This window comes from Litorimonas sp. WD9-15, assembly GCF_050271975.1.
In the GTDB taxonomy this organism is placed as follows: domain Bacteria; phylum Pseudomonadota; class Alphaproteobacteria; order Caulobacterales; family Maricaulaceae; genus Litorimonas.
Map to the genome: position 1 here is coordinate 2,438,086 of NZ_CP189850.1, position 25,342 is coordinate 2,463,427.

Annotated in this window: 26 protein-coding genes; 6 read left to right on the plus strand and 20 right to left on the minus strand. The window is 53.8% G+C overall.

Annotated elements, in window-relative coordinates; translation table 11 throughout:
• Positions 1–42: 42 nt before the first annotated feature.
• Positions 43–966 (minus strand): phytoene/squalene synthase family protein, encoded by a 924-nt coding sequence (locus ACP9M6_RS11450; RefSeq protein ID WP_427451219.1) that lies wholly within the window; start codon positions 964–966, stop codon positions 43–45.
• A gap of 796 nt (positions 967–1,762) precedes the next feature.
• Here ACP9M6_RS11450 and ACP9M6_RS11455 point away from each other — a divergent pair.
• Positions 1,763–2,113: a hypothetical protein gene (locus tag ACP9M6_RS11455; protein WP_427451221.1), complete on the plus strand. Its 351-nt coding sequence runs from the start codon at positions 1,763–1,765 to the stop codon at positions 2,111–2,113.
• Between the two features lie 310 nt (positions 2,114–2,423).
• On the opposite strand, the gene tig is transcribed toward ACP9M6_RS11455, so the two are convergent.
• Positions 2,424–3,764 carry a trigger factor gene (gene tig / locus ACP9M6_RS11460; protein WP_427451222.1) on the minus strand — a complete coding sequence of 447 codons (1,341 nt, stop codon included), beginning with the start codon at positions 3,762–3,764 and terminating at the stop codon, positions 2,424–2,426.
• A 165-nt stretch (positions 3,765–3,929) separates the two neighbouring features.
• On the opposite strand from tig, the gene ACP9M6_RS11465 reads away from it, so the two are divergent.
• Entirely contained in the window at positions 3,930–4,472 is a 543-nt protein-coding gene (locus ACP9M6_RS11465; protein WP_427451224.1) for a DedA family protein, read from the plus strand.
• On the opposite strand, the gene ACP9M6_RS11470 is transcribed toward ACP9M6_RS11465, so the two are convergent.
• The 4 genes from ACP9M6_RS11470 to ACP9M6_RS11485 are packed head-to-tail and all read right to left on the minus strand — an operon-like array spanning position 4,469 to position 8,001.
• Positions 4,469–5,089, minus strand: a complete 621-nt coding sequence (locus tag ACP9M6_RS11470) for an ABC-type transport auxiliary lipoprotein family protein (protein WP_427451226.1) — start codon at positions 5,087–5,089, stop codon at positions 4,469–4,471. The genes ACP9M6_RS11465 and ACP9M6_RS11470 overlap by 4 nt on opposite strands.
• Positions 5,086–6,063 (minus strand): MlaD family protein, encoded by a 978-nt coding sequence (locus ACP9M6_RS11475; RefSeq protein ID WP_427451228.1) that lies wholly within the window; start codon positions 6,061–6,063, stop codon positions 5,086–5,088. Before ACP9M6_RS11475 ends, ACP9M6_RS11470 begins: the two co-directional genes overlap by 4 nt.
• Positions 6,064–6,864, minus strand: a complete 801-nt coding sequence (locus ACP9M6_RS11480; RefSeq protein ID WP_427451229.1) for an ABC transporter ATP-binding protein — start codon at positions 6,862–6,864, stop codon at positions 6,064–6,066.
• A 6-nt stretch (positions 6,865–6,870) separates the two neighbouring features.
• On the minus strand, positions 6,871–8,001 hold the full coding sequence (locus ACP9M6_RS11485) for an MlaE family lipid ABC transporter permease subunit (protein ID WP_427451232.1): 1,131 nt from the start codon (positions 7,999–8,001) through the stop codon (positions 6,871–6,873).
• A 74-nt stretch (positions 8,002–8,075) separates the two neighbouring features.
• Between ACP9M6_RS11485 and ACP9M6_RS11490 the strand changes: the two genes are divergently transcribed.
• Positions 8,076–9,044 (plus strand): dipeptide epimerase, encoded by a 969-nt coding sequence (locus ACP9M6_RS11490; RefSeq protein ID WP_427451234.1) that lies wholly within the window; start codon positions 8,076–8,078, stop codon positions 9,042–9,044.
• Here ACP9M6_RS11490 and ACP9M6_RS11495 read toward each other — a convergent pair.
• Both ACP9M6_RS11495 and ACP9M6_RS11500 read right to left on the minus strand, forming a co-directional pair.
• Positions 9,041–9,634 carry a hypothetical protein gene (locus ACP9M6_RS11495; RefSeq protein ID WP_427451236.1) on the minus strand — a complete coding sequence of 198 codons (594 nt, stop codon included), beginning with the start codon at positions 9,632–9,634 and terminating at the stop codon, positions 9,041–9,043. The two genes, ACP9M6_RS11490 and ACP9M6_RS11495, sit on opposite strands and share 4 nt — an antisense overlap.
• Positions 9,635–9,861: 227 nt before the next feature.
• The gene (locus ACP9M6_RS11500; protein WP_427451237.1) at positions 9,862–11,238 is read right to left on the minus strand and encodes a sodium-dependent transporter; all 1,377 of its coding nucleotides are present in this window, start codon (positions 11,236–11,238) and stop codon (positions 9,862–9,864) included.
• A 119-nt stretch (positions 11,239–11,357) separates the two neighbouring features.
• Between ACP9M6_RS11500 and ACP9M6_RS11505 the strand changes: the two genes are divergently transcribed.
• Positions 11,358–12,167 carry a response regulator gene (locus ACP9M6_RS11505; protein ID WP_427451239.1) on the plus strand — a complete coding sequence of 270 codons (810 nt, stop codon included), beginning with the start codon at positions 11,358–11,360 and terminating at the stop codon, positions 12,165–12,167.
• Here the strand turns inward: ACP9M6_RS11505 and rodA are convergent.
• From rodA to miaA, 7 genes are all read right to left on the minus strand, one after another.
• Positions 12,147–13,277 (minus strand): rod shape-determining protein RodA, encoded by a 1,131-nt coding sequence (gene rodA, locus ACP9M6_RS11510; protein ID WP_427451240.1) that lies wholly within the window; start codon positions 13,275–13,277, stop codon positions 12,147–12,149. The two genes, ACP9M6_RS11505 and rodA, sit on opposite strands and share 21 nt — an antisense overlap.
• Positions 13,278–13,291: 14 nt before the next feature.
• Positions 13,292–15,172: a penicillin-binding protein 2 gene (mrdA, locus tag ACP9M6_RS11515; RefSeq protein WP_427451242.1), complete on the minus strand. Its 1,881-nt coding sequence runs from the start codon at positions 15,170–15,172 to the stop codon at positions 13,292–13,294.
• Between the two features lies 1 nt (position 15,173).
• Positions 15,174–15,701: a hypothetical protein gene (locus tag ACP9M6_RS11520; protein WP_427451244.1), complete on the minus strand. Its 528-nt coding sequence runs from the start codon at positions 15,699–15,701 to the stop codon at positions 15,174–15,176.
• Positions 15,698–16,555 carry a rod shape-determining protein MreC gene (mreC, locus tag ACP9M6_RS11525; RefSeq protein WP_427451246.1) on the minus strand — a complete coding sequence of 286 codons (858 nt, stop codon included), beginning with the start codon at positions 16,553–16,555 and terminating at the stop codon, positions 15,698–15,700. Before mreC ends, ACP9M6_RS11520 begins: the two co-directional genes overlap by 4 nt.
• A 32-nt stretch (positions 16,556–16,587) precedes the next feature.
• Positions 16,588–17,625 carry a rod shape-determining protein gene (locus ACP9M6_RS11530; RefSeq protein ID WP_427451248.1) on the minus strand — a complete coding sequence of 346 codons (1,038 nt, stop codon included), beginning with the start codon at positions 17,623–17,625 and terminating at the stop codon, positions 16,588–16,590.
• Between the two features lie 168 nt (positions 17,626–17,793).
• Positions 17,794–18,450 carry a TVP38/TMEM64 family protein gene (locus tag ACP9M6_RS11535; RefSeq protein ID WP_427451250.1) on the minus strand — a complete coding sequence of 219 codons (657 nt, stop codon included), beginning with the start codon at positions 18,448–18,450 and terminating at the stop codon, positions 17,794–17,796.
• Entirely contained in the window at positions 18,447–19,364 is a 918-nt protein-coding gene (gene miaA / locus ACP9M6_RS11540; protein WP_427451252.1) for a tRNA (adenosine(37)-N6)-dimethylallyltransferase MiaA, read from the minus strand. The genes ACP9M6_RS11535 and miaA overlap by 4 nt, the downstream gene beginning before the upstream one ends.
• Positions 19,365–19,379: 15 nt before the next feature.
• Between miaA and serB the strand changes: the two genes are divergently transcribed.
• Positions 19,380–20,252: a phosphoserine phosphatase SerB gene (gene serB / locus ACP9M6_RS11545; RefSeq protein ID WP_427451253.1), complete on the plus strand. Its 873-nt coding sequence runs from the start codon at positions 19,380–19,382 to the stop codon at positions 20,250–20,252.
• 156 nt (positions 20,253–20,408) lie between these two features.
• Here the strand turns inward: serB and ACP9M6_RS11550 are convergent, their stop codons facing one another.
• From ACP9M6_RS11550 to ACP9M6_RS11570, 5 genes are all read right to left on the minus strand, one after another.
• The gene (locus ACP9M6_RS11550) at positions 20,409–21,836 is read right to left on the minus strand and encodes a Do family serine endopeptidase (protein ID WP_427451255.1); all 1,428 of its coding nucleotides are present in this window, start codon (positions 21,834–21,836) and stop codon (positions 20,409–20,411) included.
• Positions 21,837–21,903: 67 nt separating this feature from the next.
• Positions 21,904–22,104: a DUF2065 family protein gene (locus ACP9M6_RS11555; RefSeq protein ID WP_427451257.1), complete on the minus strand. Its 201-nt coding sequence runs from the start codon at positions 22,102–22,104 to the stop codon at positions 21,904–21,906.
• 9 nt (positions 22,105–22,113) lie between these two features.
• Complete coding sequence (gene hflC, locus ACP9M6_RS11560; protein ID WP_427451259.1) at positions 22,114–23,013, minus strand: protease modulator HflC; 900 nt, start codon at positions 23,011–23,013, stop codon at positions 22,114–22,116.
• Entirely contained in the window at positions 23,013–24,137 is a 1,125-nt protein-coding gene (hflK, locus tag ACP9M6_RS11565; protein WP_427451261.1) for an FtsH protease activity modulator HflK, read from the minus strand. The genes hflC and hflK overlap by 1 nt, the downstream gene beginning before the upstream one ends.
• A gap of 60 nt (positions 24,138–24,197) precedes the next feature.
• On the minus strand, positions 24,198–24,737 hold the full coding sequence (locus ACP9M6_RS11570) for a dihydrofolate reductase (RefSeq protein ID WP_427451263.1): 540 nt from the start codon (positions 24,735–24,737) through the stop codon (positions 24,198–24,200).
• Between the two features lie 30 nt (positions 24,738–24,767).
• Here ACP9M6_RS11570 and ACP9M6_RS11575 point away from each other — a divergent pair, with 30 nt between their 5' ends.
• Positions 24,768–25,334, plus strand: coding sequence for a hypothetical protein (locus tag ACP9M6_RS11575; RefSeq protein ID WP_427451265.1), 567 nt, complete (start codon positions 24,768–24,770; stop codon positions 25,332–25,334).
• Positions 25,335–25,342: the final 8 nt, after the last annotated feature.

Consider the following 25,342-nt stretch of genomic DNA (forward strand, 5'->3'; position numbering starts at 1 on the left):
TTATAGTAGGGTTAAGAATAGTCTACGGCGGCGCCTATGCGTCTAAGACCTCTCATAAAACCCATCGCGCCCAATAACCTCCACCCTCTTCCGCCCCATAGCCGGCCCTGCTGCGCCTAGCGCCAATCGCACTTTCCGTCCCGTCCCGGCCCCCACGCGGCCTTCCCAAGCCGCCGGTCCGCCCGCTCGCAGAACCTCGCCAATCTCGCGATAGACCGAGAGCGCCGCCGTAATCGCCCAAGCACAGCGGAAATCAAGTTCCTTAATCCCGACTTTTGCACTCGCATAATACTGCTCCGCGATGTCCAACTGCTCACAGGCGGCGGCATGTATGGCGGGCCAGTTTTCGCGGTGGGTCATTTTTTCCGCGTCTATCGGTGCGCCGTGTTTCAGCAGGAGATCTTGCGGGACAAACACGCGGTCGGCGCGGGCGTCCTCTATCACGTCCCGCGCGATATTCGTGAGTTGGAAGGCCAGCCCCAAATCGCTCGCGCGGTCTAAGGTCGCGTCATCGCGCACGCCCATAATATTGGCCATCATCACGCCGACGACCCCCGCAACGTGATAGGAATAATCGAGCAAATCCTCGACCGTCTCATAGACACGCTCTTCGGCATCCATTTGAAAGCCCATGAGCAAATCAAATGGATGGCGGTGATCGATCTCATGCGTTTTTATCACGCGTGCAAGGCCCGCAAAAACCGGATTATCGGTCTGTTTCCCGGCCAACGCATTGTAGGTCTTTTCGCGCAACATCTCCAGCCGTTCTCCCTGCCCGTCTTTATAATCCGCGATCTGGCCATGGCCCATTTCCTGCCCATCGATGACGTCATCGCAATAGCGGCACCACGCATAGAGCATGGACGCATCATCGCGTAGGCTGGGCGGCAAAACACGGCTGGCCAGCGCGAAAGATTTGGAGCCTTTTTTGATCGAGGCATGGCCGTGGGCGGTGACAGTATCCATGAGGCGGGGTTAGGGTGAAACGCGGCGCGAGGGAAGGTTTGAAAACTTAATCCTCACTTTCGATAACATTCAATACGTGTATTGGGACCAGCCTGTACCTTTTCACTCCGTTCATTCCAGCGAAAGCTGGAATCCAGAGTCGGTCATCGTTTCAATGAGTTAAACCAACATCTCTGATTGACGCTCTGGGCCCCAGCCTTCGCTGGGGTCGACGGGACGAGGAGAGTTGTGTTTTTCGCAAAGAGAATAATCCTCACTTTCGGAAGTTATGCTAGTTTCAAAATCGTTCTTTCAGACACAGGACAGATTAGCGCTTACTGATCGGTCTGAGGGACAGCGGGGTTGAGCAGTTTGGATGAAGTCCCAAACCTGAGCCGGACCTTTGAGAGTGAGAGCCGACCGGCCATTCCAAGTGGGTGGACTCCGGGGTTTATTCGACCGGCCGCTCTCTCAAAAACCGTTGCCGCGTGGTTATGTATTTGGCGCAAGTCAAATACAGGACGTGGTTGGTGCGGGTGTAAAACGCACTGACGGGAGGATCGAAATGTAACGGTTCGCCGACATTTCATTGGGTTCTCCGACACGTTTGGCCCCCTGCGTAAAACATTTTTCTACTTCGGTACTCCATCGCGGAGGGCCACCACGCGGACAGTCCTGCCATTTCACCGGACATCGCACCCCGCCGTTCCCCTTGATGGACAGTCGCACCTGTCCCCCTGCCGCGAGATCAAATATGCCACGCCGGAAACGTTTAAATCCTCAATCTGCTGATTCCCTAAAAACCCAAATCCTTGCTGTGAAACTCCGCGCGGAACAGGTGAAACTTCGAATGGCGGAATGGAAAGCCCCCATTCACGTCATTGGCAGCTTCACACCCCTGCCTGATGATACGCTCGTTCATCTGCGCGTGCCGCCGGAGCTCGATATTGAGGGCAATGCATATCATCGGAAGAAGTTGGACTATGCCCGTCGGATAGGGCTCGCGCCACCTGCTGAGGATATGGAGGATGCGGAGGCAGAGACAGCGCAGGAACCCCCACCCGTATTTGTCCCGGAGCCGCCACATCCGAATGAAGCAACGGATCCTGAATATAAGGCGCTGATGGACCGTGCACGGAAAGCTATAGCCGATTATCATGGGGATTAGAGCCATGTAAGAAACGCATGACAGCTCTTGCGTGACATACATTTGTCACCCCGGCCTTGAGCCGGGGCCTATCGTTTGTGAACGCAGGTTTGAGAAAGCAGACGATAGGTCCCGCATCTCCGGCTTCGCCTGCGTGCGGGATGACGAAGATATTTGATTATCAATCAAATAGCTGAGGAACCGAAGGGCATAACCCTTCGGCGCTACACTACAATCCACTCGCAGGGTCGATTGCGGGCATTCCGCGCATAAAAAAAACCCGACTGCATCGCTGCAATCGGGCTTCAAATTCAAATCTCGAAGGAGATGCTTAGATCATCCCGTCATCTTCATAGAGTGTGTCCTTATCGACCTTTTTATCCTTCATGGTCGCTTTCTCGACGATCAGGTCGACGACCTTTTCCTCATAGATCGGCGCGCGAAGTTGGGCGATGGCTTGCGGGTTCTTTTGATAGAATTCGATGACCTGCTGCTCTTGACCCGGATATTGACGCGCTTCTGCGATCATGCCCTGCTGCAGCTCTTCATTCGTGATCTGGATTTCGTGTTTCTGACCCATCTCGGCGAGAACGAGGCCAAGGCGCACGCGACGTTCCGCAATTTTGCGGTAGTCTTTTTCGAGTTGTTTGTCGGATTTCTTGGCATCATCTTCGTCAAGATTTCCAGCTTCCTTCTCGGACTGAACCTGTTGCCAGATATTGCCAAATTCAGCTTCAACCATGCCAGGCGGCAGATCGAATTTATGTTTGCTGTCCAGTTCGTCCAGAATTGCGCGCTTGAGGCGGAGGCGGGATTGACCTTCCAACTCGGCTTCATATTGCTCTTTAACAGCAGTTTTGAGCGCTTCCGCGTCTTCCATGCCGAATTTCTTGGCGAAGTCATCGTCGATTTCGCTGTCTTTCGCACCCTGAACTTCGACAACTTTCGTCGCGAAGACGGCGTCTTTACCCGCGAGGTCTGCGGATTGATACGGGTCGGGGAATGTGACTTTGACGTCGATTTCGTCACCGGCTTTCGCGCCGATCAACTGGTCTTCAAAGCCTGGAATGAATGTGCCAGAGCCGAGGACGAGCTGATGGCCTTCCATTGTGCCGCCGTCAAAGGCGACGCCGTCAACTGTGCCGACGAAATCGATCAGGACCGCATCGTCTTTCTTGGCTTTGGCCGTCTTGGCTTTCTTCTTGTAAGTCTTCTGCGAGGACGCGAGCTCTTTCAGACGTTCTTCCAATTCAGCATCCGTGGCTTCATGGACGAGACGTGTGAATTTGAGCGTTTCTGGGTCGACCGGATCGAAATCAGGAATTGATTCGACGGTCAACGTGTATTCCAGGTCAGCTTCGCCCTTGGTGACCTCTTCGCCATTGGCGCGCAGGTCGATCTTTGGCTGACCCGCCGGACGGATTTTATTGTCATTGATCGCCTTTTGGGAGCTCTCATTGATTTCCGCTTCGACGACATCTTTCATGATGGACTGGCCGAACATCTTGCGGATATGGCCCACGGGCACTTTACCGGGGCGGAAGCCTTTGAGGGAGACTTGCGGCTGCATCTCTTTGATTTTCGCCTCAAGCTTCGTGGCCAAATCCTCTTTCGGGATAGTCACGGCGTAAGTCTTGGACAGGCCTTCGGCCTTGAGCTCTTTGATCTGCATGATGAAGTCACCAATGTTAGGACAAGCGAAAAACACCCGTCCGCGGGTTTGAAAATTTCGCGCCTTATGTCACGGCAGACGGACAAGAGCAACGGGGAGATATGGGTTATTTCAGTGCAGTTGACCTGCCCTCAACCCTGTGGTGGAAGCTAAAACTCTATGGATATGATGGACCCAATCTGGCTGCTCTATCTCGGCATATTTGTCGGGCCATTCGTGCAGGAAGACGCCGCCGTGATTGCGGCCGCATCATTGAGTGCGGCGGACCCGAAACATTTTCCGGTCGTCTTCTTTGTGATTCTGTTCGGCCTCTTTGCCTCGGATATATGGAAATATTGGATCGGCTATCACGCACATAAACATCCGCGTCTGAAACGCTGGGCGGAAAAAGATAAGGTCATCGCGATGCAGGACAAGGTCGAGCGCAATCCGCTCAAGACACTCCTACTCGCGCGGTTTATCCCCCTCGCCCGTGTTCCGGTCTATATTGCCTGCGGCTATTTCAAGATTCACTACGGGAAGTTCTGCGCAATCATGTTCGTGACGGCCCTGCTCTATTGCGCGATCCTGTTTGCGATCATCCATTGGCTGGGCGAGATGTTTGGCGAGCGGATCGAGATTGTCGTCTTCATCCTCGCAGCGATTGTCGTCGTCATTGGCGGGCTCGCGTTGGGGTGGAAGAGGTGGAGGAACCGAGACGAGGATTAGGACGGGGCTGCAGCGCTTTGGCCTTCCAACCAGGTCACAATGTCGGACATCGCCGCATCATTGGCCATCTCTATGGCTGCAACGATGGATGGGACTGCAATCGAGTCTGCGCGTGTCGTCTTGCGCACCACATGCGTACCCAGCAATTTGCGGTCATCTGCGCGGGCATATGTCACACGATATTGCACGACGGCCAGCGGAGCAGACTCAGCGCCGCGATCAAAGCTGGCCTCAAAATTCTGAATAGAGAGATGCAAGCGCGTTTCGGTTCGCGCACCCGATGTGGGCAGCAGACCGATAAAACTGCGAGACCCAGAGATGGCATCAATCATTGCGTTCTGAATGATAATGGGTGTTGCATCGGACCAGTTGGCCTGCGCCACGGCGGACAGTTTCTGACCGTCCATTGTCACAACGATATCATTGGCGTTGAAAATCTGCGGCGAACCGGGACGGTCCACGCGAATAATTTCCGGGTTAGCGACCTTGTCTATCACCGTTGCGCTTGTCTCCAGACGGTAGACGGAAGGCGGCGGCGCAGGATCGGGCAGGATGGATACACATCCGGTGGCCAGAGCCGCCGTGAGGAGTGCGGAAATTATCAGCTTCGATGTCATTGCGGCAGCACCACTTCTTCGCGTTCGGCACCGGCTATGAACTGGGCCGGACTCTGTTCAAGATTATCCGCCACACGGCCTAATGTCGTGACGAGCCGACGGATAGCATCCACGGTTTCCTCGAGGTCGGTCAGGCCTGAATTGGACAGACGATTCACAGCATCGCGGGCATCCACGATGAGGTCGTCCACGCCTTCTGCCGTTTCGCCGAAACTCGAAATGGTCGTATCCACACCGCCCAATGTCTCTTCAGCACTGGTCAGTAAGGATGAAAGGTCCTTGGCAACGACAGAGTCAATTGTTGCGGATGTTCCCTCAATTGACCGCGCCGTCTCCGCGATGGCATCTGCCGCGTTCGTGAAACTATCCATCATATCATTAAGCTTCGTCGCATCGAGTTCCGACACATCAACAGAGGCCGTAATCGTTTCAACATTCTTCAAGATACCGGCAAAGGTCTTCAGATTCTCATCCGAGAGGAGAAGGTTCGCCCGCCGTAACGCTGTCTGCGCTTCTACAACGACGTCGCCACTGCCCATCAGAAGTTCATCAACCGCACTGGCCTCCCCGACAATGCGTTTGGTCCGGCCCGGCATATCGTCCAACATAACCGGATCAATCGCCGTACCGGGCGTGATTTCGATATAGTTCAATCCCGTCAGGCCGAGTGGAGCGAGCTGCGCCGTCGCACCCGTATCAATGGGCGTATTCTCAATAACCTGTATGCCTGCGAGAACGAGATTGGGGTCATCTTCGTCATAGCGAAGATCAGAGACTTCACCAACCGGCAGACCGTTAAAGCGTACTTCGCTCCCCTTGCTCAAGCCGCTGACACCGCCCTGAAATGAGATTTCATAATTATCAAACTGCTTGTTCAGTTGCGCACCCGACAGCCACAACAAAAAGCCCGCGAAAGCCGTGAAAACCACGAGGACGAAAATCCCGATTAAAGCGTAATTAGCTCTATTTTCCATCTACTCGCTCTTCCTACCGCCAGCAGACAATGCTGCCCGGGACCTTGGACCACCAAAATATTCCTGCACCCAAGGATGATCATATCTGCTCACCACGGCCAAACTATCGGCGATAGCAATGCGTTTATCAACCAAAACAGCAATGCGGTCGCAGATGGCATAGAGACTGTCGAGATCATGGGTCACCATCAGGACGGTCAGGTCCATGGCTTCCCGCAGGCCGAGGATCAATTCATCGAAAGCATTGGCCCCGATCGGATCCAATCCTGCGGTGGGTTCGTCCAAGAATAAAAGTTTCGGGTCCAGCGCCAAAGCCCGCGCCAGCCCCGCCCGTTTCTTCATCCCGCCCGACAAGTCAGAGGGGTAGAGAATGGCGGATTCGGGTGGCAACCCCACCATGTGGATCTTCATATCCGCAAGCTCGCGCATCAGGGCCGGAGAAATATCCGTATGCTCCCGCATGGGCACCATAATATTCTCGCGGACAGTCATGGAGGAGAAAAGCGCTCCGCCCTGAAACAACACGCCCATTTCATTATTGATTGCGCGTCGGGTCTCCGGGTCAAGCTCATCCCGGTTCTGCCCGAAATATCTTACGACCCCGCCTTCCGGTTCTTTCAATCCTAACATCGTATTCAGCAGCACGGATTTACCCGACCCCGACCCTCCGACCAGGCCGACAATCTCGCCCGTATGAACCATGAAATCCAAGTTTTCGTGAATGACGTTCGGACCAAATTGAGTCAGGATGCCCCTGGCCTCCATAGGTGGTGCGTCGGAATTGATGTGAGCGTCTGGCATAATGTCTTAGATTCCCAACTGATAGAAGAGAATTGCGAACATGGCATTCACGAAAATCACGGCGAAGATCGCCTGTACGACCGCCGTCGTTGTTCGCTGACCGAGGCTCTCAACACTGCCGCTTACAGCCAAGCCTTGGCGACAGCCAATGACAGCGATGATTAATCCGAAGAACGGTGTCTTAACCAAGCCAACCCACATATTCTCGACACCAACCGCATAATTCAAACGGTTGAGAAAGAGTATCGGCGAAATATCCGCCGTCGCCCAAGCCACGATCAGACCTCCGGCAAGACCGCTCATCATGGCGAGGAACGTCAGGATTGGCATTGCGACGAGGCAGGCAATCGCACGCGGCACGACGAGAACTTCGTAGGTATCAAGCCCCATGACCGTCATCGCATCGATTTCCTGACGCATTTTCATCGATCCAATGGAAGCGGTAAAGGCCGAGTCAGACCGTCCCGCCAGTAATATAGCGGTTATGATCACAGCCAGCTCTCGCAAAACAGAGAACCCGACAAGATCGACCATAAAGACACTTGCGCCAAAACTCGCCAGCAGATTCGCCCCCATATAGGCGATAACCGCGCCGATGAAGAAGGAGAGAGTCATGACAATGGGGGCGGCATCCAATCCAACCTGTTCAATTAAACTGACGATGGCCTTGCCGCGCAATCGCTTCGGTTTGACCAGGACCTTGGCAAAGACAACGAAGAAATGGCCAAGAAAGGCCATTGTCTCCACGAGCTCATTCCAAAAACGAAGGGTCGCTTGGCCAACGCGTGCGAAAGCGTCATACCATTGACGTCCGGCAACGGGCTCCTGCCCGAGAACGGCTGAGGTCGCAGCGCTCATGAGCGTTTTCTGACCCTGGCTTCCCGTACAAACATTCCAGCTTTCGGCCTCTGTCACGCCATATCGAATGGCCCGCGCGAGGAGATAAGCGCCGGACGTGTCGAGTTCCTCTACACGTGACATATCATAATCGACGTGCCGATAGGTGAGCTTCGAAACCTCCTTGGCCAGACGACCATCCAGCTGCCCGGCTTCTTCAATTGTCCAGCGACCGCAGGGATGCACGATGAGCGTTTCGCCCTTCATCTCCAAACTATATTCTGCGGTGGTTGCCAACATGGGGACACGGTGCAAAGCTAAGACCGGAAGGTCAAGCGGCTTCGTCTTCATTGGGTAAGGAAAAACACTTTAGCATGAAAATGGATATTCAAGCCAAGAGCTATCCCACGCGCGGTGAATTCAAAATATCCCGCAGCACGGTCAGGCAAGTCGATATTGTCGAGCTGCATTTATCAGACGGACAATATTTGGGACGCGGCGAGTGTCGCCCCTATGCAAGATATAAAGACACCGTCGAAAGCGTAACCGCGCAATTAGACACAATCAGGCATTGGATTTCCGCTGGAGATGTGGATGCGGCCTATGAGCGCTTACCCCCCGGTCCAGCGAAGAACGTTCTTGACGCGGCTTGGCTGGATTTTACGGCGAAGAAAACGGGTATCCCAGTCTGGCAACAGCTCGGTCTTGCGCAACCCGCCTCAAGGCAGACAGCCTTCACGCTCTCGTGGAATGACCCGCAAGTCATGGCTGAAGCTGCCCGTGAAGCGGCCGCTTACCCTTGGCTGAAGCTGAAAATCGGTGAAAGCGGTTTGGACCGGGTTTTGGCCGTTGCAAAAGCACGGCCGGATGCGAAACTCATTTTGGATGCGAATGAAGCCCTGACCTTGGACGCATTACCGGATTTTCTGGCCGCGCTCACAGGGCTAAATATCGCGCTGATCGAACAGCCCCTGCCCGCCGGTCATACGGGGCGACTCCCCGAAAGCCTGTTTCCAATCTGCGCGGATGAGGGCCTTCACACGGCGGATGATCTGACAACCCTTTGGGAACAGGGCTACCGTGCGGTGAATGTAAAGCTGGATAAATGCGGAGGATTACGCGCGGGTGTATCCTTGATGCGCGAGGCCAAAGACATGGGCTTCCGCGTTATGGCGGGCTGTATGGTCGGCAGTTCATTGGCCATGGCCCCGATGATGGTGGCCGAGAGCCTCTGCGATGTGATCGACTTGGACGGGCCGCTCTTGCTCAAGGAGGATATTACGAATGGCCTAAAATATGAAGGTCCAACGGTTCATCCACCGACGCCTGACCTCTGGAGTTAGGAGCGCTCTTCCGCCCGGCGTGCTGCCATATCCTTGGCAGCGGATAAGCGAACGCGTTCGCCGAAACGATCCGTGACGCGCGTGAGAGCCGCTATTTCTGTCTCAAGTACCTGAAAGTCAGATCCCTCACGCTCTGTCGATTTCGAAAAAGCATCAGAGGCTTCGCGGGCCGCCAAAAGTGCCTGTTCAAGGCTTTCAAGCTCCTCGCGCATGTTGCGGTCTATATCGGCCATCTCGAGGAATACTTCGGCCGCCTTTGTCGTCTGACGGACATGTTTGGACGCGAACCGAATGTCAGCTTCAACAACAGACTCTGGCAGATCTTGGTTGGCGTAAACCACTTCGGTGTCCGTCAGGTCACGGTCTTCCAAACCATTCAGCAAGACTGAGGCTGCGGATTGAACACGTTTGCCGGAAGACTTTGCAACAAAACCGCGATTTGTGAAAGCGGCATAGAGTTTGGCTGCCGCGCGTTGAACAATATTCTTCTCCGCAGGCGCTTCGGCCTTGGACGCCATTGGCGTTGCCATATCGGTCATATCCACGGTCGCGCAACCTGTAGCGAGCGATGCAGCGATAACGCTAGTCAAACACAGTCTGTGTAGACGCATAAATTGATTCCCCGAAAGAAACCCCCATCACCCCTATGGCATGGCGGTCCCGACACACCCCCTTAGATATGTCGAACATGTTGAATAAACCCTGAACGCCCCATTCAGATCAACATCTCTATACTTTGATTAACAACCCCACAGTCCGTTGCAAGCGATAGACTGCAGCTTGCATGTTAAAAGACTGTGAGGTTTGAAACTCGGATTTAGCCCGCGAAGAGCGGCGCAATCCACTTACCCCAAATCCCCATGACGAGAATGAGGCCCATGAAAATCGGCGCAATATATTTCACAAAGATCATAATGAACTCGCCAAGGGCTCTACCTGGACCATCCAACTCTTGCGCTAGTATGGCCTTATTCAGGCGCCACCCTGTAAACAGAACAATCAGGAGCGCGGAGAGCGGTGCCAGAATTGGACCTGCCAAGCCACCGTCGATAAAGTCCATGAAACCGGAAATATAAATCGAGCCGAGGCCCAATGTCATAATCGCAGCCCCCGTAATCCAGGCGGCTTTCCGCTTCGTCCAAGCCGTCTTCTCAGCCAGATAAGCGACTGAAGGTTCCAAAAGTGATACAGAGGATGTAATCGCTGCGAAGAAAGCCAAGAAGAAGAAGGCTGCGCCAATAAACATGCCGCCCGGAGCATTGGACATCGCCGTCGGCAAGGTCGTGAAGAAAATTCCAGCGCCCGCTTCAAAATCCAAATTATTCGCAAAGACGACGGGGAAAATCGCAAGACCCGCAATAATTGCGACCAACGTATCCACAAAGGAGATTGTGACGGCGGATTTCGGAATGGACACGTCTCTCGGCAGATAAGCCCCATATGTGATCATAATGGCATTGCCGATACCGATTGAGAAACAGGCCTGGCCGAGCGCAGACTGAGCGACCTCAGCATTGATCTTGGAAAAATCAGGCGTGAACATGAAGGCAAAAGCTTCAGACGTTCCACCATTACCGGCCGAAGATATAATAGAATAAGCGGCCAACCCGATGAGCAGAATAAAGAAAATCGGCATAAGAAGCTTCGCAGCCAATTCGATCCCGCGGTTAACGCCGCGTGACACCAACCAACTTGTCAGGAGGCCAAAGAATAAGAAGTAAGGCAAAACATTCGTATTTGGGTTCGCGAGAACTTTGCCAAACTCCTGTTCAATCTCTAGCGCGGGCATACCATTAAATGTCCCGAACAGGAATTTCGGAATGTAAGAGAGCACCCAAGCCGCGACAACGCAGTAAAAACTCACGATCAAAAAGGATGCAACCATCCCGAACCAAGCGCCTGAACTCCAAACTTTGGAGACGCCGGATCGCTCCGCAAGATCATTATTAGACCCAACCGCAGAAGACGAATTACCCGCGCGCCCGATAATATATTCACTCATCAATACCGGTACGCCGACAAAGACAATACAAGCAATATAGATCATCAAAAACGCTGCACCGCCATTCGTGCCGAGTTCTGCCGAAAACCGCCAAAGGTTTCCGAGACCAACGGAGCTCCCGACTGCCGCCATAATAAATGCAAAACGGGAAGACCATTGTGCGGTCCCGCGTTCGATAGGTGTTGAAGCCATTCTCTGTATCCCCTGATATTTATGACTGGTGATAAGCCCTCATTCAGTCGGGTCAAGCGCATGAAATGTAATTGGCAAATACTTACTATATTTTAGGTTGTTGGCCTTATTACACCCTCATGACGATTTCCGCCCCCACTCCGAATTTGCGAATATTACTGGCAGAGGACAACTCGGCCAACCGGCTCGTTGCCAGTGCGCTTTTGCAACAAGAAGGTCATACGGTCTTCACGGCAGAGGACGGCGCTTCGGCTTTGGATAGTCTGGAAAGGAATATATTTGATCTCGTATTATTGGACGTGATGATGCCCGTCTTGGATGGATTACGAACTCTCCGCCGTATTCGACGCCATTATCCTGACAGAACGGCTATGCCCATATTTGCTCTGACCGCGCATACGGGGACGCAGGACCAACAAAGGTATCGATTGGCGGGCTTTGACGCGGTTGTGTCAAAACCTCTCTATCAAGGTGACATCGAAATGGCCTGGAAACTCCATCACGCACCACGACGTCTGCCCGATATGATTATTGAGAAGAATATAGAAGTTAAAGCAAACCCAATGCTCGATTACGCTATGATCGACCAGATCAAGGCCGCCACGAATACAGAACGCCGCGCCGCAATATTGGCGTCTTATTGGGCTTCAACCGAAGCACTCTGTTTGGCCCTCAAAAATACGCTTCCCGCCGCCATGCGAGGAGAAACCAGAGCCCTGACAGAATTCCGGCGCAGTGTTCACACATTAAAAGGCGCAAGCCTCTCTGTCGGCGCCTCCCGCATCGCGGAACTCTGCCGTATCCTCAGAAATGCACCACCCGCCGATATTCCAAACCTACTCAATGATCTGATCCGAGCCCTGTTGGAAAGCCGGTCAACGCTAAGTGAAGCCTATTCAGATGACGGATTAACTCTCCGAACGGGGTAGTTCCACATTCCGATGCAAATGCGCGGAAAGAACCAGTCCGAAACCGCCCATGACAGCGAGGATGACAGTCCCACCATATGAAATAAGCGGCAACGGCACCCCGACGACAGGTGCCAGCCCCATAACCATCCCCAGATTAATAAAAATGTAGAGCGTGAACGTCGTTGTGAGGCCGAGCACTAATAATTTGGAAAACAAGGCTTTACACTGAAGCGATAGCCATATGCACACGGCAATGACGGCCATATAAAGCCCCATGGTAAAAAGCCCCCCGACCAAACCAAATTCCTCTCCGATGACCGTGAAAATAAAGTCGGTTCTATTTTCCGGCACATATTCGCCCTGCCTCTGCGTGCCTTGCATAAAGCCCTTCCCGTTCACGCCGCCACTGCCCAAGGCGATTTTTGACTGCGTAATATGGTAGCTTGCCCCCGCAGGGTCGCGCGATGGATCGAGAAAGGTAAGAATGCGTTCCTGCTGATAGGGCTTTAAGCCGAACTTGAAGAAGACGGGGATAGCGACGGCAGCAAAAACTGAAGCCAGTCCAATAACCCGCCAGCTAATGCCTGCCAGGAAGATCATGGTCACACCCGTTGCGCCCAAGAGTAGCGTCGTCCCCAAATCCGGCTGTTTCAGGATGAGCGCCATGGGAAGCGTTAGTAGGATCAATGCCCCTGCCAAGCCGGAAATATGGCTGACCCGCCAATCCGGAAGATCGTGATAATAGCGTGCCATGGCGAGGACGATTGCGGGCTTCATAACCTCGGAAGGCTGTAGACGCATAAAGCCGAGATCCAACCACCGCTGCGAGCCGTTAACGATCACGCCAAAAAACTCAACGCCAATCAGAAGGACGAGCGCGGCAGCATAAATTGGATAGGCGAGACGATACCAAAAACGGATATCAATCATGGCAATGGCGAGCATTGCGATGCCGCCAACACCGATCCTGACAATGTGCTGAAAGGCGCCGTAGCGCCAGACGCCTTCTGTCGCCGCATAAATCATGGCGACACCCACAAGGCCGACTAAGCCGACAAGAGTCGGAAGCAGCCAATTGATTTCATATAATTTATTCGTCAACGCCCCCTTCATGCGGGGCGAATTCATCTGCCGCGTGACCATTAGTTCAGCGCCTCTTGCGAGACTGGGCCTTCTGCCGTGCCCAATCCGTCACGCCGCAAGGCTTCGGCCAAAACCGCACGTGTAATATTGGCAGCCCGTTTCGCGCCTGACCCACCATGTTCAACAATCGTCCCGACGGCAAAGCGTGGCTTATCATAAGGCGCGAAACCGACGAAAATAGAGTGATCGCGTAGCTTCCAGGGCAATTTCGAGTTCTTACGCACCCCTGCATTTCGTTCGGATTGGCTAATCCCTCTGACTTGTCCAGTCCCTGTCTTACCTGCCATCTCGACGCCCTCAATCCCGAGGGAGTCATATCTGAAAGCCGTACCGCCCTCTTCTGACGTAACGGACCACATGGCGTCCCGCACATAGGCCAAATGAGCCGGGTTAAAGTCCATCTTTCCAAAGGGTGTGATGTCGCCTCCAATCACGAGTCGGGGGGAGACGGCCTCCGTCATATTTGCCAAACGCGCTGTCATAACCGCGAGTTGGATGGGCGTGGCGAGAACAAATCCCTGCCCGATGGACGCATTCAGCGTATCGCCCGTCCGCCAACCGGTTCCGAGCCGCGCTTGTTTCCAATCCGGTGTCGGAACGATACCGGAAATACCGCCACCGACGCCAATCTCGTAGCTTTCGCCCAGGCCCAACCGCCGCGCGACATCTGCGATTTTCTCCATGCCGACGACTTGCGCGATATCGTAGAAATAGGTATCGCAGCTCTGCTTTAAGGCATCGCGCATATCGACGCGACCATGACCCTGTCGTTTCCAGCAATGGAAGTTGCGATTGCCTAAACGGACCTTGCCCAAACATAGAATTTTGTCATTCGGGTCAATTAGACCACTTTCCAATGCCGCCAGCATGACGACCATTTTAAACGTCGAGGCCGGCGGATAGCCCCCTGCTATCGCCTTATTATATTGCGGGCGTTTGGGGTCGCTATTCAGTGCGTCCATATCGGCTTGCGTCAATCCGGACACAAAAAGATTGGCATCAAAGGTCGGCATGGACAGCAATGTCCGCAACTCCCCCGTCATCACATCTATAACGCATATGCCGCCACTATCATCGCCTTCATCCTCTGTTGCGAATTGCTTCGCCGCGAATTCTTGTAGTCCGGCGTCAAGTGTCAGCCAGACATCCTGTCCCGAGACGGCTTCGGTCTTCGGATCGGGCCATTCGCGCACGATACGGCCCCGCGCATTGACCTCGACCTTCAAGCGACCGGAACTGCCGCGTAGGGTCTTTTCCTGCGACGCCTCTACGCCCGTTTTTCCAATCCGGAATGTGGGCTGCTTCAAAAGCGGGTCTTCATCCCTCGCAATATCAGAATCCCCCGCCCGTCCAACATAACCGAGAATGTGGGAAAAAACACCGGACTCAGGGTAAGCCCGTCCCTGCCCGGCCTCTGATACTATGCCGGGCAGCGCATGAAGGCGCATATTCAGCGCGGAGAATGTCGCCCAATCAATATTATCCTTCACGAGGATCGGCACAAATTTGGGGTTTTGTCGAATATCTTTCTGAATGCGATCCCGCTGACGTGACGAGAGCGCACTGATTTGATCGACGCGGTCCAGTGTCTTCTCAATCTCCGGCGTCCGTTCGGGTATCATCACGAGACGAAAATTCTGACGGTTTCGCGCAAGGGGCAAACCAAAACGATCCCGGATTTCCCCGCGTTCCGGTAGGAGCATGCTGAAGTTAAACCGGTTATCCTCTGAGAGGGCTTGGTAATTTTCCGCCTGCAGCACCTGCAATTGATAGAGCCGCGCGCCCAGCACACCAAATACACTTAACCCGCCTGCACTGAGCATAGCCGTACGACGCGTAATCGTATTCTTATCCGTTTTCTGTGTCGGTGCGAGAGCCATATTACCGCCTCCACTCATCCGCATCTCCAAAGAGATGCGCAAGCCAGCGGCGCAGTAACAGGACAAGAGGTAGCAGTAGCGTTGCCATCAAAATTTGAAGGGCAAAGGATGTTGGGTCAGGGAGAATTCGGTAAACGACCCATCCTGAAATACTCAATAGGAGAACAGCGAACCCGCAGATCAAACCCCAAACCAGCATGAGCTTAACTGCCGCATAAGGCTGCTCGCGCAGCTCTGGCCGGAATAACATCCAGACGAGCGTAAAGGTCAGCGCCCATTGCCCCACAACACCGCCCGTCGCCCAATCCGTGAAAATACCTGCCAGGAAAACCAGTATGACAGAGGTGACCTCATTCGCACGTCTCGGCCAAATCGCTAGAATTGTGAGGGGAAGGAAACCAAATCCGGCTGTTAACCCGAACACCCGCACGGAAAGGATGGACAGCGCGCCCGACAAAAGCAAAGCAAAGCCAGCAAAGATTGCAGGCCAGACGCTTCGGATTGGCGCAGCTGATTCCCGAAAGGTCATGAGGGCTCCCCTTCCGGTGAGTCCGTTTCAGACGGCGCTGAAATCGGTTGAAAAGGCGACACCCAGACCCAATCCAGCGGATGTGCCCGCGACGCCAACCTGACACGCAAGCCGCCCTCCTCACCTCTGACAACCTCGCCGACAGCCAAGCCGCGCGGCAGCGCGCCGTCATCACCGGATGAAATTACGCGATCTCCGATCTCCCAATCCACCCTTTGACTGATAAAGGATAATTTTGGCCGGACATTATTATCCCCGGCCAGAATAGCGGTTGCGCCCGACCGCGCGGAGGCGACAGGAATGCGGCTATTCAAATCAGAGAGGCGCAAAACGCGGGCGGAGTCGGGGCCGAGATTAATGATATGACCTATGAGGCCATCCGCGGACATAACGGGATTTCCGATCGAGACACCGTCATCCCGTCCCACATTAATCAGCAAAGACCGCACAAATGGGCCGTCTGTTTCAGCGACGGCGCGGGCCGCAATTTTCTTGAGAGGAATATCGGTCTGCGTATCTACGCCCAGAATAGATTCGTAACGCGCCACTTTCATTGCTAGATTTTCGTAGCGTGCCTGCCGTTCACGCAATAGCGCGAGCTCTTCTTTCAACGCCTGATTATCTTCATAGGCAGAGGCTCTATCCGATAAACCACCGAAGAAACTTTCAACCGACCGCAAAGGAATTGAAACGATTGCGGCCAACGGTGTCACCCCCGCTTCCGTCACTGTTCGAGGAGCAGACCCATCGCGAATATCAGAACGACCTACGGCGATAAGAAAACAGGATAAGGCCACAGACACGAGAAGTGCGACCCGGGTCCAACCGCTATTGGGACGCTCCTTGCGGGTCATGTCGGGCTCTCCTCACGAAAGCGACTCGAGCTTTAGATACCAGCTTCGAGAACGGCTTTCCATTTCTTGAGATTTTCAACAACAGTGCCTGAGCCTCGCACGACGCAGGAGAGCGGATCATCAGCAATAGACACAGGCAAACCTGTGCGTTCGCGAAGTTCTGTATCGAGATTACGGAGAAGTGCGCCACCACCCGTGAGCATAATGCCCTTATCGACAATATCCGCAGCGAGTTCAGGCGGTGTGGCTTCAAGCGCCAATTTCACAGCTTCCACGATTTGCTCAACGGGCTCTTCCAAGCTTTCAGCAATCATCGCCTCATTGATATTGATTTCGCGCGGCACGCCATTCATCAGGTCGCGGCCCTTGATCTGAACGGTCATCCCTTCACCGTCTTCCGGCATCATAGCGGAACCGATTTCTTTCTTAACACGCTCAGCACTCATCTCGCCGAGGAGCAAGTTCGTTGTGCGGCGGACATATTGGATAATCGCGTCATCCATCTTGTCACCGCCCACACGCACGGAACGGGAATAAACAACGCCGTCCAATGACAACACAGCAATCTCGGTCGTACCACCACCAATATCGACAACCATTGACCCGGACGGTTCATGTACGGGCAATCCCGCGCCGAGAGCGGCGGCCATAGGTTCAGGGATGAGGAAAACTTTCGACGCACCCGCTTGTTCTGCGGATTGGTAAATTGCACGTTTCTCAACGGCTGTTGCGCCTGCAGGCACACAAATCACAACCGTTGGCCCGCGACGGAAGAGTTTGCGCGGCGCGGCTTTTTTGATGAAATGACTGATCATCTCCTCAGCCACTTCGAAGTCTGCAATGACGCCGTCCTTCATCGGGCGGACGGCTTCGATATTTCCGGGCGTCCGGCCCAGCATCATGCGAGCATCTTCGCCTACTGCGTGGACAACTTTACGACCATTGCGGATAGAATAAGCTACAACGGACGGCTCGTTCAAAACGATATCGCGCCCCTTGGCATAAATGAGCGTGTTGGCCGTGCCGAGGTCAATGGCGATGTCTGATGAAAATCTGTCGAAAAAGGACATTGTCGTTCCGGGTCTGTCGGGCACTGGGTCTTCGCGAAAGAGGCCGCCCGAATTATTATGGTGAATCAGCTCTTACCGATAAACCTTTGTCGAAGGTGATGATTAACCTTTAACTAATTTGCAAGCAAACTTCCGCGTAATTCCCGAAAATCACTGCGATTTTTCGCATTAAAGCGGTGAACGCGCTTCCAACCGTTTTCGTGCAACCCATGATAGTCCGATTGCAACCAGAGCCAGCGCTGCAAAGCCGATGGCCATGAGGCTGCCGGAGAGGCCGGAAATGACGCCCTGGCTGATGAGGGCGACGACAATAATTTTCGGGATTATGCCGATCGCCGTACCGGACAGAAAATGGATATAGTTCATCCGCGACACACCCGCCGCGAGATTGACAAGAATGGCGGGACCCGTCGGGACAAGTCGTACGACAAGGCTCGTCATGAACCCATTGCGCCGCACGGCGTGGGACAGTTTCCGGATCAGCTTCGCATCAATACGGGACAGCCGTTCCGCCCCCGCCAGGCGCCCGATATAAAAACCGAGTGAAGCGGAGGTCAGGCTGGCCACCCATGACACGACACCGCCTTCTATCGGGCCAAAGGCAATGACCGCCGCCGTGACGAGCATCCATTGCGGCGCGCCAACAAACGCCAAAGCGCAGAAAAGAAAAATCGTGATCGGAATAGCCCAAGGCGAGTTGTCGAGCGATGTCATCCACGCCGTGATATCCGCCTGCGTCACCCCGAAAAGGGTCTCTGCAAAGAGGAGCAAGAGGATTGGAACGACAATACTCGCCGCCAACCAGAGAGCCGTTTTTACGTTCAAAACGAAACTCCGGTCATGGATTCCAGAAATGCGTCTTTATCAGCATCTGTCAAAAGCAATTTCCCCTTGGGCGGTTGATTGCGGAACCACGTCATTTGTCGTTTCGCGAATCTGCGGCTCTCGCGTTTTGCGTCTTCAATCGCTTCATCCAATGAGGACAGCCCTTTGAAATAGCTTCGGAGTTGACGCAAACCGATGGCTTTCATCATCGGCAGACTTGGATCATAGTTTAAATCAAACACACGCCTCGCCTCCTCCAACCCGCCGCCGCGTAACATCTCGTCATAACGGGCATTGATACGGGCATAGAGCGTTTCGCGCGGCGGTGTCAGAACACAATATCTTGCGAAACGTAACGGCACGACAGACCGCGTATTGGCTTGCCATGCCGTAAGCGCACGCGATGTTCCACGTGCAACATTCACGATACGCTGCAGACGTTGCGGGTCATCGCCGAGGACACGCGCGGTCGCGGTCGGGTCTAGCCTTTCAGCCAAGGCGCGCAACGCACCAATCCCGTCCTCATCCAAAAGTTGGGCGGTCTCACGCTGTGTTTGGTCATCAATAGGTGGAATATCCGCAATGCCCTGCAACAGCGCACGGAAATAAAGCCCCGTTCCACCGACAAGAACGGGCACCACGTCTCGGGCCAGACACGCCAGAATGAGCGGCTCCACATCTCGCAACCATTCGCCTGTCGAGTAGCGAACATCTCCCGCAACATGTCCGAAGAGATGATGCGGTACGCGCGACTCCTCATCTTCTGTGGGACGTGCTGAGAGGATGTGGAGATCGGAATAGACCTGCAACGCATCGGCATTGATGATCTCTCCGCCCACAGCCTTGGCCACGCGAACCGCATAGGCGCTCTTGCCGCTGGCGGTTGGGCCTGCGATACAAATCACGGGTTTCATTACAGAGTAGTTTCCATGTCAGATTCGGTCATAGACACCATTACAACGCTTGTCCTGAAAAACTCGGATGAAGACGCATTACGATTGGCACAGGAAGCCGTTGGATTGAAGGTCTCGCGCGTCTTATCCAAAGGCAAAGCCGTTGAGGGACAATCCGAGCTCACAACATCGCAAGACGGCGCAAAACGCTTAGATGCTGAAGGCATCGAAGTCGACATTTGCGTCATGCCAGTCGAGGGCCGACGAAAATCACTCCTCATCTGCGATATGGACTCCACGCTTATTGGACAGGAATGCATTGACGAACTCGCGGATTATGCAGGCGTAAAAGACCGCGTGAGCGCGATCACAGAACGCGCCATGCGCGGCGAAATCGGATTTGACGGCGCTTTGCGGGAACGTGTCGGATTGTTGGAAGACCTTCCCCTCTCCATGCTGCAACTCTGTTTCGATGAACGCATCCATCTGAACGCGGGGGCGAGGACACTTTGTCAGACCATGAAGGCGGCGGGCGCGAAGACTGTTATCGTCTCGGGCGGGTTTACCTTCTTCTCAGGCCGCGTGGCAGAGGCCTGTGGCTTTGAACATCATCAGGCGAATATCCTGTTGGATGATGGCACAAATCTGACCGGGCAAGTTGCTAAGCCGATATTGGGGCGTGAGGCAAAATTGGAAGCCATGCGGTCCCATATCACTGACACATCTAATGCGATTGCAATTGGCGACGGGGCAAATGATTTGGCCATGATCACAGCGGCGGGATTAGGGCTCGCCTATTACGCCAAACCCGCAGTCGCAGAAGCCGCGCATTCCGCAATCAGGTTTACCGACTTGCGTACTGCCCTGTATTATCAAGGGTTTTCAGACGCAGAGTTTATTGAAGAATAAGGGACTTTATTCACCAGTCTCAATACTATGTCATCCTCCGGACTGACCGGAGGATCCATGGTGCAAGATTTCTACGAAATACGATTATTGATCTTTACTCAAAATCCGCGCCGTGGACCGTCCGATCAAGTCGGACGATGACATGATGTGATGATGCTAGCTATTCGGCGCGAGAGCGTAGAAGATGTAATTGCCGTTGCGATTGATGAGAAGTGTGACAGGGTCATCACTCTCACCTGCGGCTGTCATCGCCTCTTCAAATTCGGCAGGTGTGGCGATTTGTTCAAAGCCGACCTCTTCAATAATGTCGCCTTTCAGAATCTTCCCACTGGCCTCTGCCCGTTTATTGACCTTCACGACTCGAACGCCTTTGACATCCGATGGAATACGGTTCCGGTCGCGCACATCCTCTGAGAGTGCTTCGACGGATATCCCCGCAATAGAGCGTTCGGCATTGCCAGACGCCACTTCACGGCGGACTTTCTCTTCATCCGTGACCTGTTCTTTCAGCCGTTCAATTTCGACGGTGATGGTGCGTTTCTTCTTCTTACGGAGAATTTCAATTTCCAGCGGTTTGCCGATTTCCGCTTCGGCCACGCGACGGGAAAGTAAGCGGGACGCTTCTAACGGTTCGCCTCCCAATGACAGAATGAGGTCGCCGCGTTGCAATCCACCCTTATCTGCAGGACTACCCTCAACAACGGATTTCACGAGTGCACCTTGCGCCGAGTCCAAGCCGTAACTTTTCGCGATAGCGTTAGACACCGCCTGCGGACGCACCCCAAGATAGCCTCGGCGCGTTTCGCCAAATTCGATGAGCTGCGACGCAATAGATTGCGCGAGTTCAGACGGCACTGAAAAGCTAATCCCGACACTGTAACCTGTTGGAGAGAGGATCGCCGTGTTCACACCAATCACTTCGCCGTCCATATTGAACAGAGGCCCGCCGGAATTACCGCGGTTAATGGCGACATCGGTCTGGATGAAGTCATCATAATTTCCGGATGATATATCGCGGTTCCGCGCAGATATGATGCCTGCAGCAACAGAGCCGGAATACCCGAACGGGTTACCTATCGCGATGACCCATTCGCCGACCTCCGAAGAATCGCTATCGCCCCATGGCACAGCAGGAATGTCAGCACCTGTTTCAATCTTGAGCACAGCAATATCTGTCGCCGGATCACGCCCGACGAGTTCGGCTTCATAAGTATCACCATTCGGAAATGTGACTTCGATCAGGTCAGCATCCTCAATGACGTGATTATTCGTGACGATATGGCCTTCATCATCAATGACGAAGCCGGAACCGAGAGATTTGCTGACCCGACCATCACGGTCATTCCGGCCGCCGAAGAAATCGTTGAATCTTTCGAGCGGTGAACCTTCGGGGAACGCAGGTGCTTCTGACGTGTCCACCTCAATCGTTTGCGCTGTCGAAATATTCACAACAGAGGGCGAGAGACGTTTCGAAAGTTCGGTAAAGCCATCCGGCGTCGGCGCGGCATAGGTGACTTGCGGCGTCATAATCGCAACAGAAGCCGCGAGCGCCAGACCAAGGGAAAGAGAGCGTAAAGTTTTCATATCACCACCCTAGCGATATGATGCGCCCTGCCAAGGGGCGGAGCGCCGCATCCCGCTTACAATTGCGTCATCCATTAATGAGTTTTACGCCGTAAACCAACATGGCTGCGCCGATAAATACGCTTACCAGCCCAACGACATGGAGGTCACGATCCGCGACCTCCTCCATCATCCGGCGATACATCTCGCGCATTTGCGCCGGGAAACAGGCCCAAATGACCCCTTCCAGTAGAACAAAGCCGCCAAAGGCAATCAGCGCGATGCCCATGGTCCAGTCCTAGCGGCGACGCGGACCCTGCTGGTTATCAAGGTAACCGAGGAAATCGCTATTCGGGGACAGAACGTAGGTTGTGCCTGTACCGAGACCTTTCTTATAGGCCTCCATAGAGCGATAGAACGCATAGAATTCCGGATCTTTTTCGAATGCTTCCGCGAAGATACGTGTCCGCTCACCGTCACCCTCACCCCGCGTAATCTCAGCCTGACGCTGCGCTTCGGCGCGAATGATAGTCGCTTCTTTTTCCGCAGTCGCACTAATCTCACGCGCCCGTTCCTGACCTTCGGCCCGGATCAGATTGGCTTCCAGTTTCCGTTGAGATACCATCCGGTCAAACACACGGCTATAGTTTTCCTGCGGCAGGTCGGCGCGTTTGATGCGCACATCGATAATATCAATGCCAAGGTCCTCATTTTCAGCGACTGTGTCGGCGACGGATTGGATTTCTGCCATCAGTTCGGACCGACGGCCAGAAATGATTTCGGGCGTATCAACACGACCCAGAACGTCACGCAGTGTCGAATCAAAGATAGCCTGTAACTGATCCTGCGCACCGCGCTCATTCCGAAGTTTTTCGTAAAAACGGATCGGGTCCGTAATCCGGTAGCGCACGAAAGCATCAACGATAAGGCGTTCCTGATCAGAGGCCAGCAACTCAACGGGACGCAAGTCAACTTCTAGATTCCGTCGAGAAACCATTACAACATTCTGGAATGGTGGAGGAAGTTTAAACTTTAGACCCGCATCAGCTTCCTCACCCCAAGGATTTTCAACGCGTTTGGCTTCACCAAATTGGAAGACAATCGCTTGATCATGTTCTTGCACGGTAAAAAGCGAGCTGAAAATCAGGATGGCCGCAGCAACAGCCGCGACTGCGATAATGATAAGACGGTTAGACATTACTGACCTCCTGCTGTGCGTGGACTTCCGTTAAGCTGATTAAGCGGCAAATAAGGCACAACACCTTGGCCACCTTCAGAGTCAAGAATGACCTTCTCGGCGGGGGCGTAAACTTCCTCAATCGTTTCGAGATAGAGGCGCTGACGCGTGACCTGAGGCGCTTTTGCGTATTCTTCATAAATTTTATTGAACCGTTCGGCCTCACCTTGGGCTTCGGCAATCACACGGTCACGATAGGCTTCCGCATCCTGTAGGATTTGCGCGGCTTCACCCCGGGCTTCCGGAACGATAGTATTCTGCTTGGCAATCGCTTGGTTGATGCTTGTCTCACGCTCTTGCGCGGCATCCACGACATCGCGGAAGGCTGCAACAACGCCGCCTTGATCCGGTGCATCCGCTTTTTGCAACTGCACCTCAACAACGCGAACGCCGGCTTTATATTCATCCAAGGTCGTTTGCATCAAATCACGAACAGCCGTTGTAATTGCGAGACGGTCTGTTGTGATGATTTTCTGCAATTCGTTTTTACCGATGACTTCGCGCATCGCACTCTCAGCAACAGCTTTGACGGCGACTTCCGGATCATCAATTTCGAAATAGTAATCGGCGAGATTGTTGATCCGCCACAATACGGTAAAATCAATATCCACGATATTCTCGTCGCCTGTCAGCATTAGAGACTTTGTGTCGTTTCCGCCAATATCGTCTTTGCGGATAATCTCGGTTTCCTGACGATAGAGAGTCTCAACCGGATTTGGAAATTTAAAGTGAAGCCCGGGACCGGATGTCCGCTCATAATCGCCAAAGCGCATAACAAGCGCTCGCTCTGTCTGGTCGACTGTATAGACCATTGTGCTCAGTAAGAAGACGACTAAAGCACCCAAAACAATTGCAACGGGGCCAAAGGGTCCGATTTTGAAATCCGGCATTTGGCCATTTCCGCCACCATTGCCCCCACCGCCTGTGCGGGTCCGGTTTTTAAACCCTTCGATTACATTATCGCGATTGGGTCTTTGCGGGCGGGTTGGCTTTGGTCCGTTACCCCAAGGCGAATTCCCGCCATTTCCGTTGGGTCCTTTTCCGCCGCCGGGCTTTGAGCCCCACGGACTATTATTATCTGGCATGTCATCTCCGAAAATCAGTTAACGCACATGTGGAGCGGGTTCACCGCAGTTTCAAGGTTCTTACGTGCGAGAAAGCGCTTTAGGTCTGCGGTCATATATCGTTATACTGAAGGCGTGGTCATCTTTTGGCGCTTGGATAGGACCTTGTGTCGAAACGGCCTCCCAAATTCCGGGATCAATCATCGGGAAATGCGCGTCGCCACCGGACACCTCTGCGTCAACATGTGTCACGTAAAGTCGGTCACAATGGCGAAGCAATGATCCGTAAAGCTGGGCTCCGCCGATCAGCATGACTTCGTCAAAGCCACTCGCGCCTGCAAGTTCAAACCCACATCCAACTATGTCCCTCATATCAGTAAAGATTTGAGCTTTTGGCGCGTCATAATTTTGGTCCCGCGTTAGGACGAGATTTGGACGACCCTGCAGAGGGAATGGCAGGCTTTCCCACGTCTTGCGGCCCATCAGGCACGGTTTACCTAAAGTCACACGTTTGAAATGCTTGAGATCTGACGGCAGACGCCACGGCAGATCGCCATCACGGCCAATGACGCGATTGCGGTCCATCGCAACGACCGCGCAGAGTTTGGGATTCGTAGACATGACGGGAGGCCTAGCCTAAGCCCTTGCCTTATGTCGACCTATTCCGAAAAGCCCCGAAGCAAATTCGCCCTGCCCATCATGACAGTCATCTATGTGCTGCTGATTCCCTTTATCAATTGGTCTTTCACATGGGCCCCGATGTGGGAAGTCCTGCCGGGATGGGCGTTCAATCCTGTGACGATTGTGACGGGTCTCGTGCTCGTCGTGCGGGATTTTGCCCAGCGGGAAGTTGGGCATTATGTCTTGATCGCCATGGCGATCGCGCTTGCCTTGACGGCATGGGCGGCCGGACCGGAACTAGCACTGGCGAGTGGCGGAGCCTTTGCGATTGCGGAGATGGTGGACTGGGCGCTGTTCACCTTCACGAAATACCGCCTGTCCACGCGCGTCCTGCTCTCTTCCGCAATTGCCGCGCCTTTGGACACGACCATCTTTCTCTACGGCGCAGAAATAATCCGCCCTGACCAACTAACCGGCCCCAACATTACGATGAGCATTATCGGAAAGATGTTCGGCGCGGTCGTGATATGGTGGATCGTTCGGTCACGGTTCGAGCGCAAGAATGTGAACCCACGTGATTTCCAAAATAACGAGTGACGCATTAG

What these genes read in the sequence shown, in the direction of transcription:
- ACP9M6_RS11450 (WP_427451219.1), bottom strand. Translation starts at nt 966, where the DNA reads ATGGATACTGTCACCGCCCACGGCCATGCCTCGATCAAAAAAGGCTCC.
- tig (WP_427451222.1), bottom strand. Translation starts at nt 3,764, where the DNA reads ATGCAGATCAAAGAGCTCAAGGCCGAAGGCCTGTCCAAGACTTACGCC.
- ACP9M6_RS11465 (WP_427451224.1), top strand. Translation starts at nt 3,930, where the DNA reads ATGATGGACCCAATCTGGCTGCTCTATCTCGGCATATTTGTCGGGCCA.
- ACP9M6_RS11470 (WP_427451226.1), bottom strand. Translation starts at nt 5,089, where the DNA reads ATGACATCGAAGCTGATAATTTCCGCACTCCTCACGGCGGCTCTGGCC.
- ACP9M6_RS11475 (WP_427451228.1), bottom strand. Translation starts at nt 6,063, where the DNA reads ATGGAAAATAGAGCTAATTACGCTTTAATCGGGATTTTCGTCCTCGTG.
- ACP9M6_RS11480 (WP_427451229.1), bottom strand. Translation starts at nt 6,864, where the DNA reads ATGCCAGACGCTCACATCAATTCCGACGCACCACCTATGGAGGCCAGG.
- ACP9M6_RS11485 (WP_427451232.1), bottom strand. Translation starts at nt 8,001, where the DNA reads ATGTTGGCAACCACCGCAGAATATAGTTTGGAGATGAAGGGCGAAACG.
- ACP9M6_RS11490 (WP_427451234.1), top strand. Translation starts at nt 8,076, where the DNA reads ATGAAAATGGATATTCAAGCCAAGAGCTATCCCACGCGCGGTGAATTC.
- ACP9M6_RS11500 (WP_427451237.1), bottom strand. Translation starts at nt 11,238, where the DNA reads ATGGCTTCAACACCTATCGAACGCGGGACCGCACAATGGTCTTCCCGT.
- ACP9M6_RS11505 (WP_427451239.1), top strand. Translation starts at nt 11,358, where the DNA reads ATGACGATTTCCGCCCCCACTCCGAATTTGCGAATATTACTGGCAGAG.
- rodA (WP_427451240.1), bottom strand. Translation starts at nt 13,277, where the DNA reads ATGAATTCGCCCCGCATGAAGGGGGCGTTGACGAATAAATTATATGAA.
- mrdA (WP_427451242.1), bottom strand. Translation starts at nt 15,172, where the DNA reads ATGGCTCTCGCACCGACACAGAAAACGGATAAGAATACGATTACGCGT.
- ACP9M6_RS11520 (WP_427451244.1), bottom strand. Translation starts at nt 15,701, where the DNA reads ATGACCTTTCGGGAATCAGCTGCGCCAATCCGAAGCGTCTGGCCTGCA.
- mreC (WP_427451246.1), bottom strand. Translation starts at nt 16,555, where the DNA reads ATGACCCGCAAGGAGCGTCCCAATAGCGGTTGGACCCGGGTCGCACTT.
- ACP9M6_RS11530 (WP_427451248.1), bottom strand. Translation starts at nt 17,625, where the DNA reads ATGTCCTTTTTCGACAGATTTTCATCAGACATCGCCATTGACCTCGGC.
- miaA (WP_427451252.1), bottom strand. Translation starts at nt 19,364, where the DNA reads ATGAAACCCGTGATTTGTATCGCAGGCCCAACCGCCAGCGGCAAGAGC.
- serB (WP_427451253.1), top strand. Translation starts at nt 19,380, where the DNA reads ATGTCAGATTCGGTCATAGACACCATTACAACGCTTGTCCTGAAAAAC.
- ACP9M6_RS11550 (WP_427451255.1), bottom strand. Translation starts at nt 21,836, where the DNA reads ATGAAAACTTTACGCTCTCTTTCCCTTGGTCTGGCGCTCGCGGCTTCT.
- ACP9M6_RS11555 (WP_427451257.1), bottom strand. Translation starts at nt 22,104, where the DNA reads ATGGGCATCGCGCTGATTGCCTTTGGCGGCTTTGTTCTACTGGAAGGG.
- hflC (WP_427451259.1), bottom strand. Translation starts at nt 23,013, where the DNA reads ATGTCTAACCGTCTTATCATTATCGCAGTCGCGGCTGTTGCTGCGGCC.
- hflK (WP_427451261.1), bottom strand. Translation starts at nt 24,137, where the DNA reads ATGCCAGATAATAATAGTCCGTGGGGCTCAAAGCCCGGCGGCGGAAAA.
- ACP9M6_RS11570 (WP_427451263.1), bottom strand. Translation starts at nt 24,737, where the DNA reads ATGTCTACGAATCCCAAACTCTGCGCGGTCGTTGCGATGGACCGCAAT.
- ACP9M6_RS11575 (WP_427451265.1), top strand. Translation starts at nt 24,768, where the DNA reads ATGTCGACCTATTCCGAAAAGCCCCGAAGCAAATTCGCCCTGCCCATC.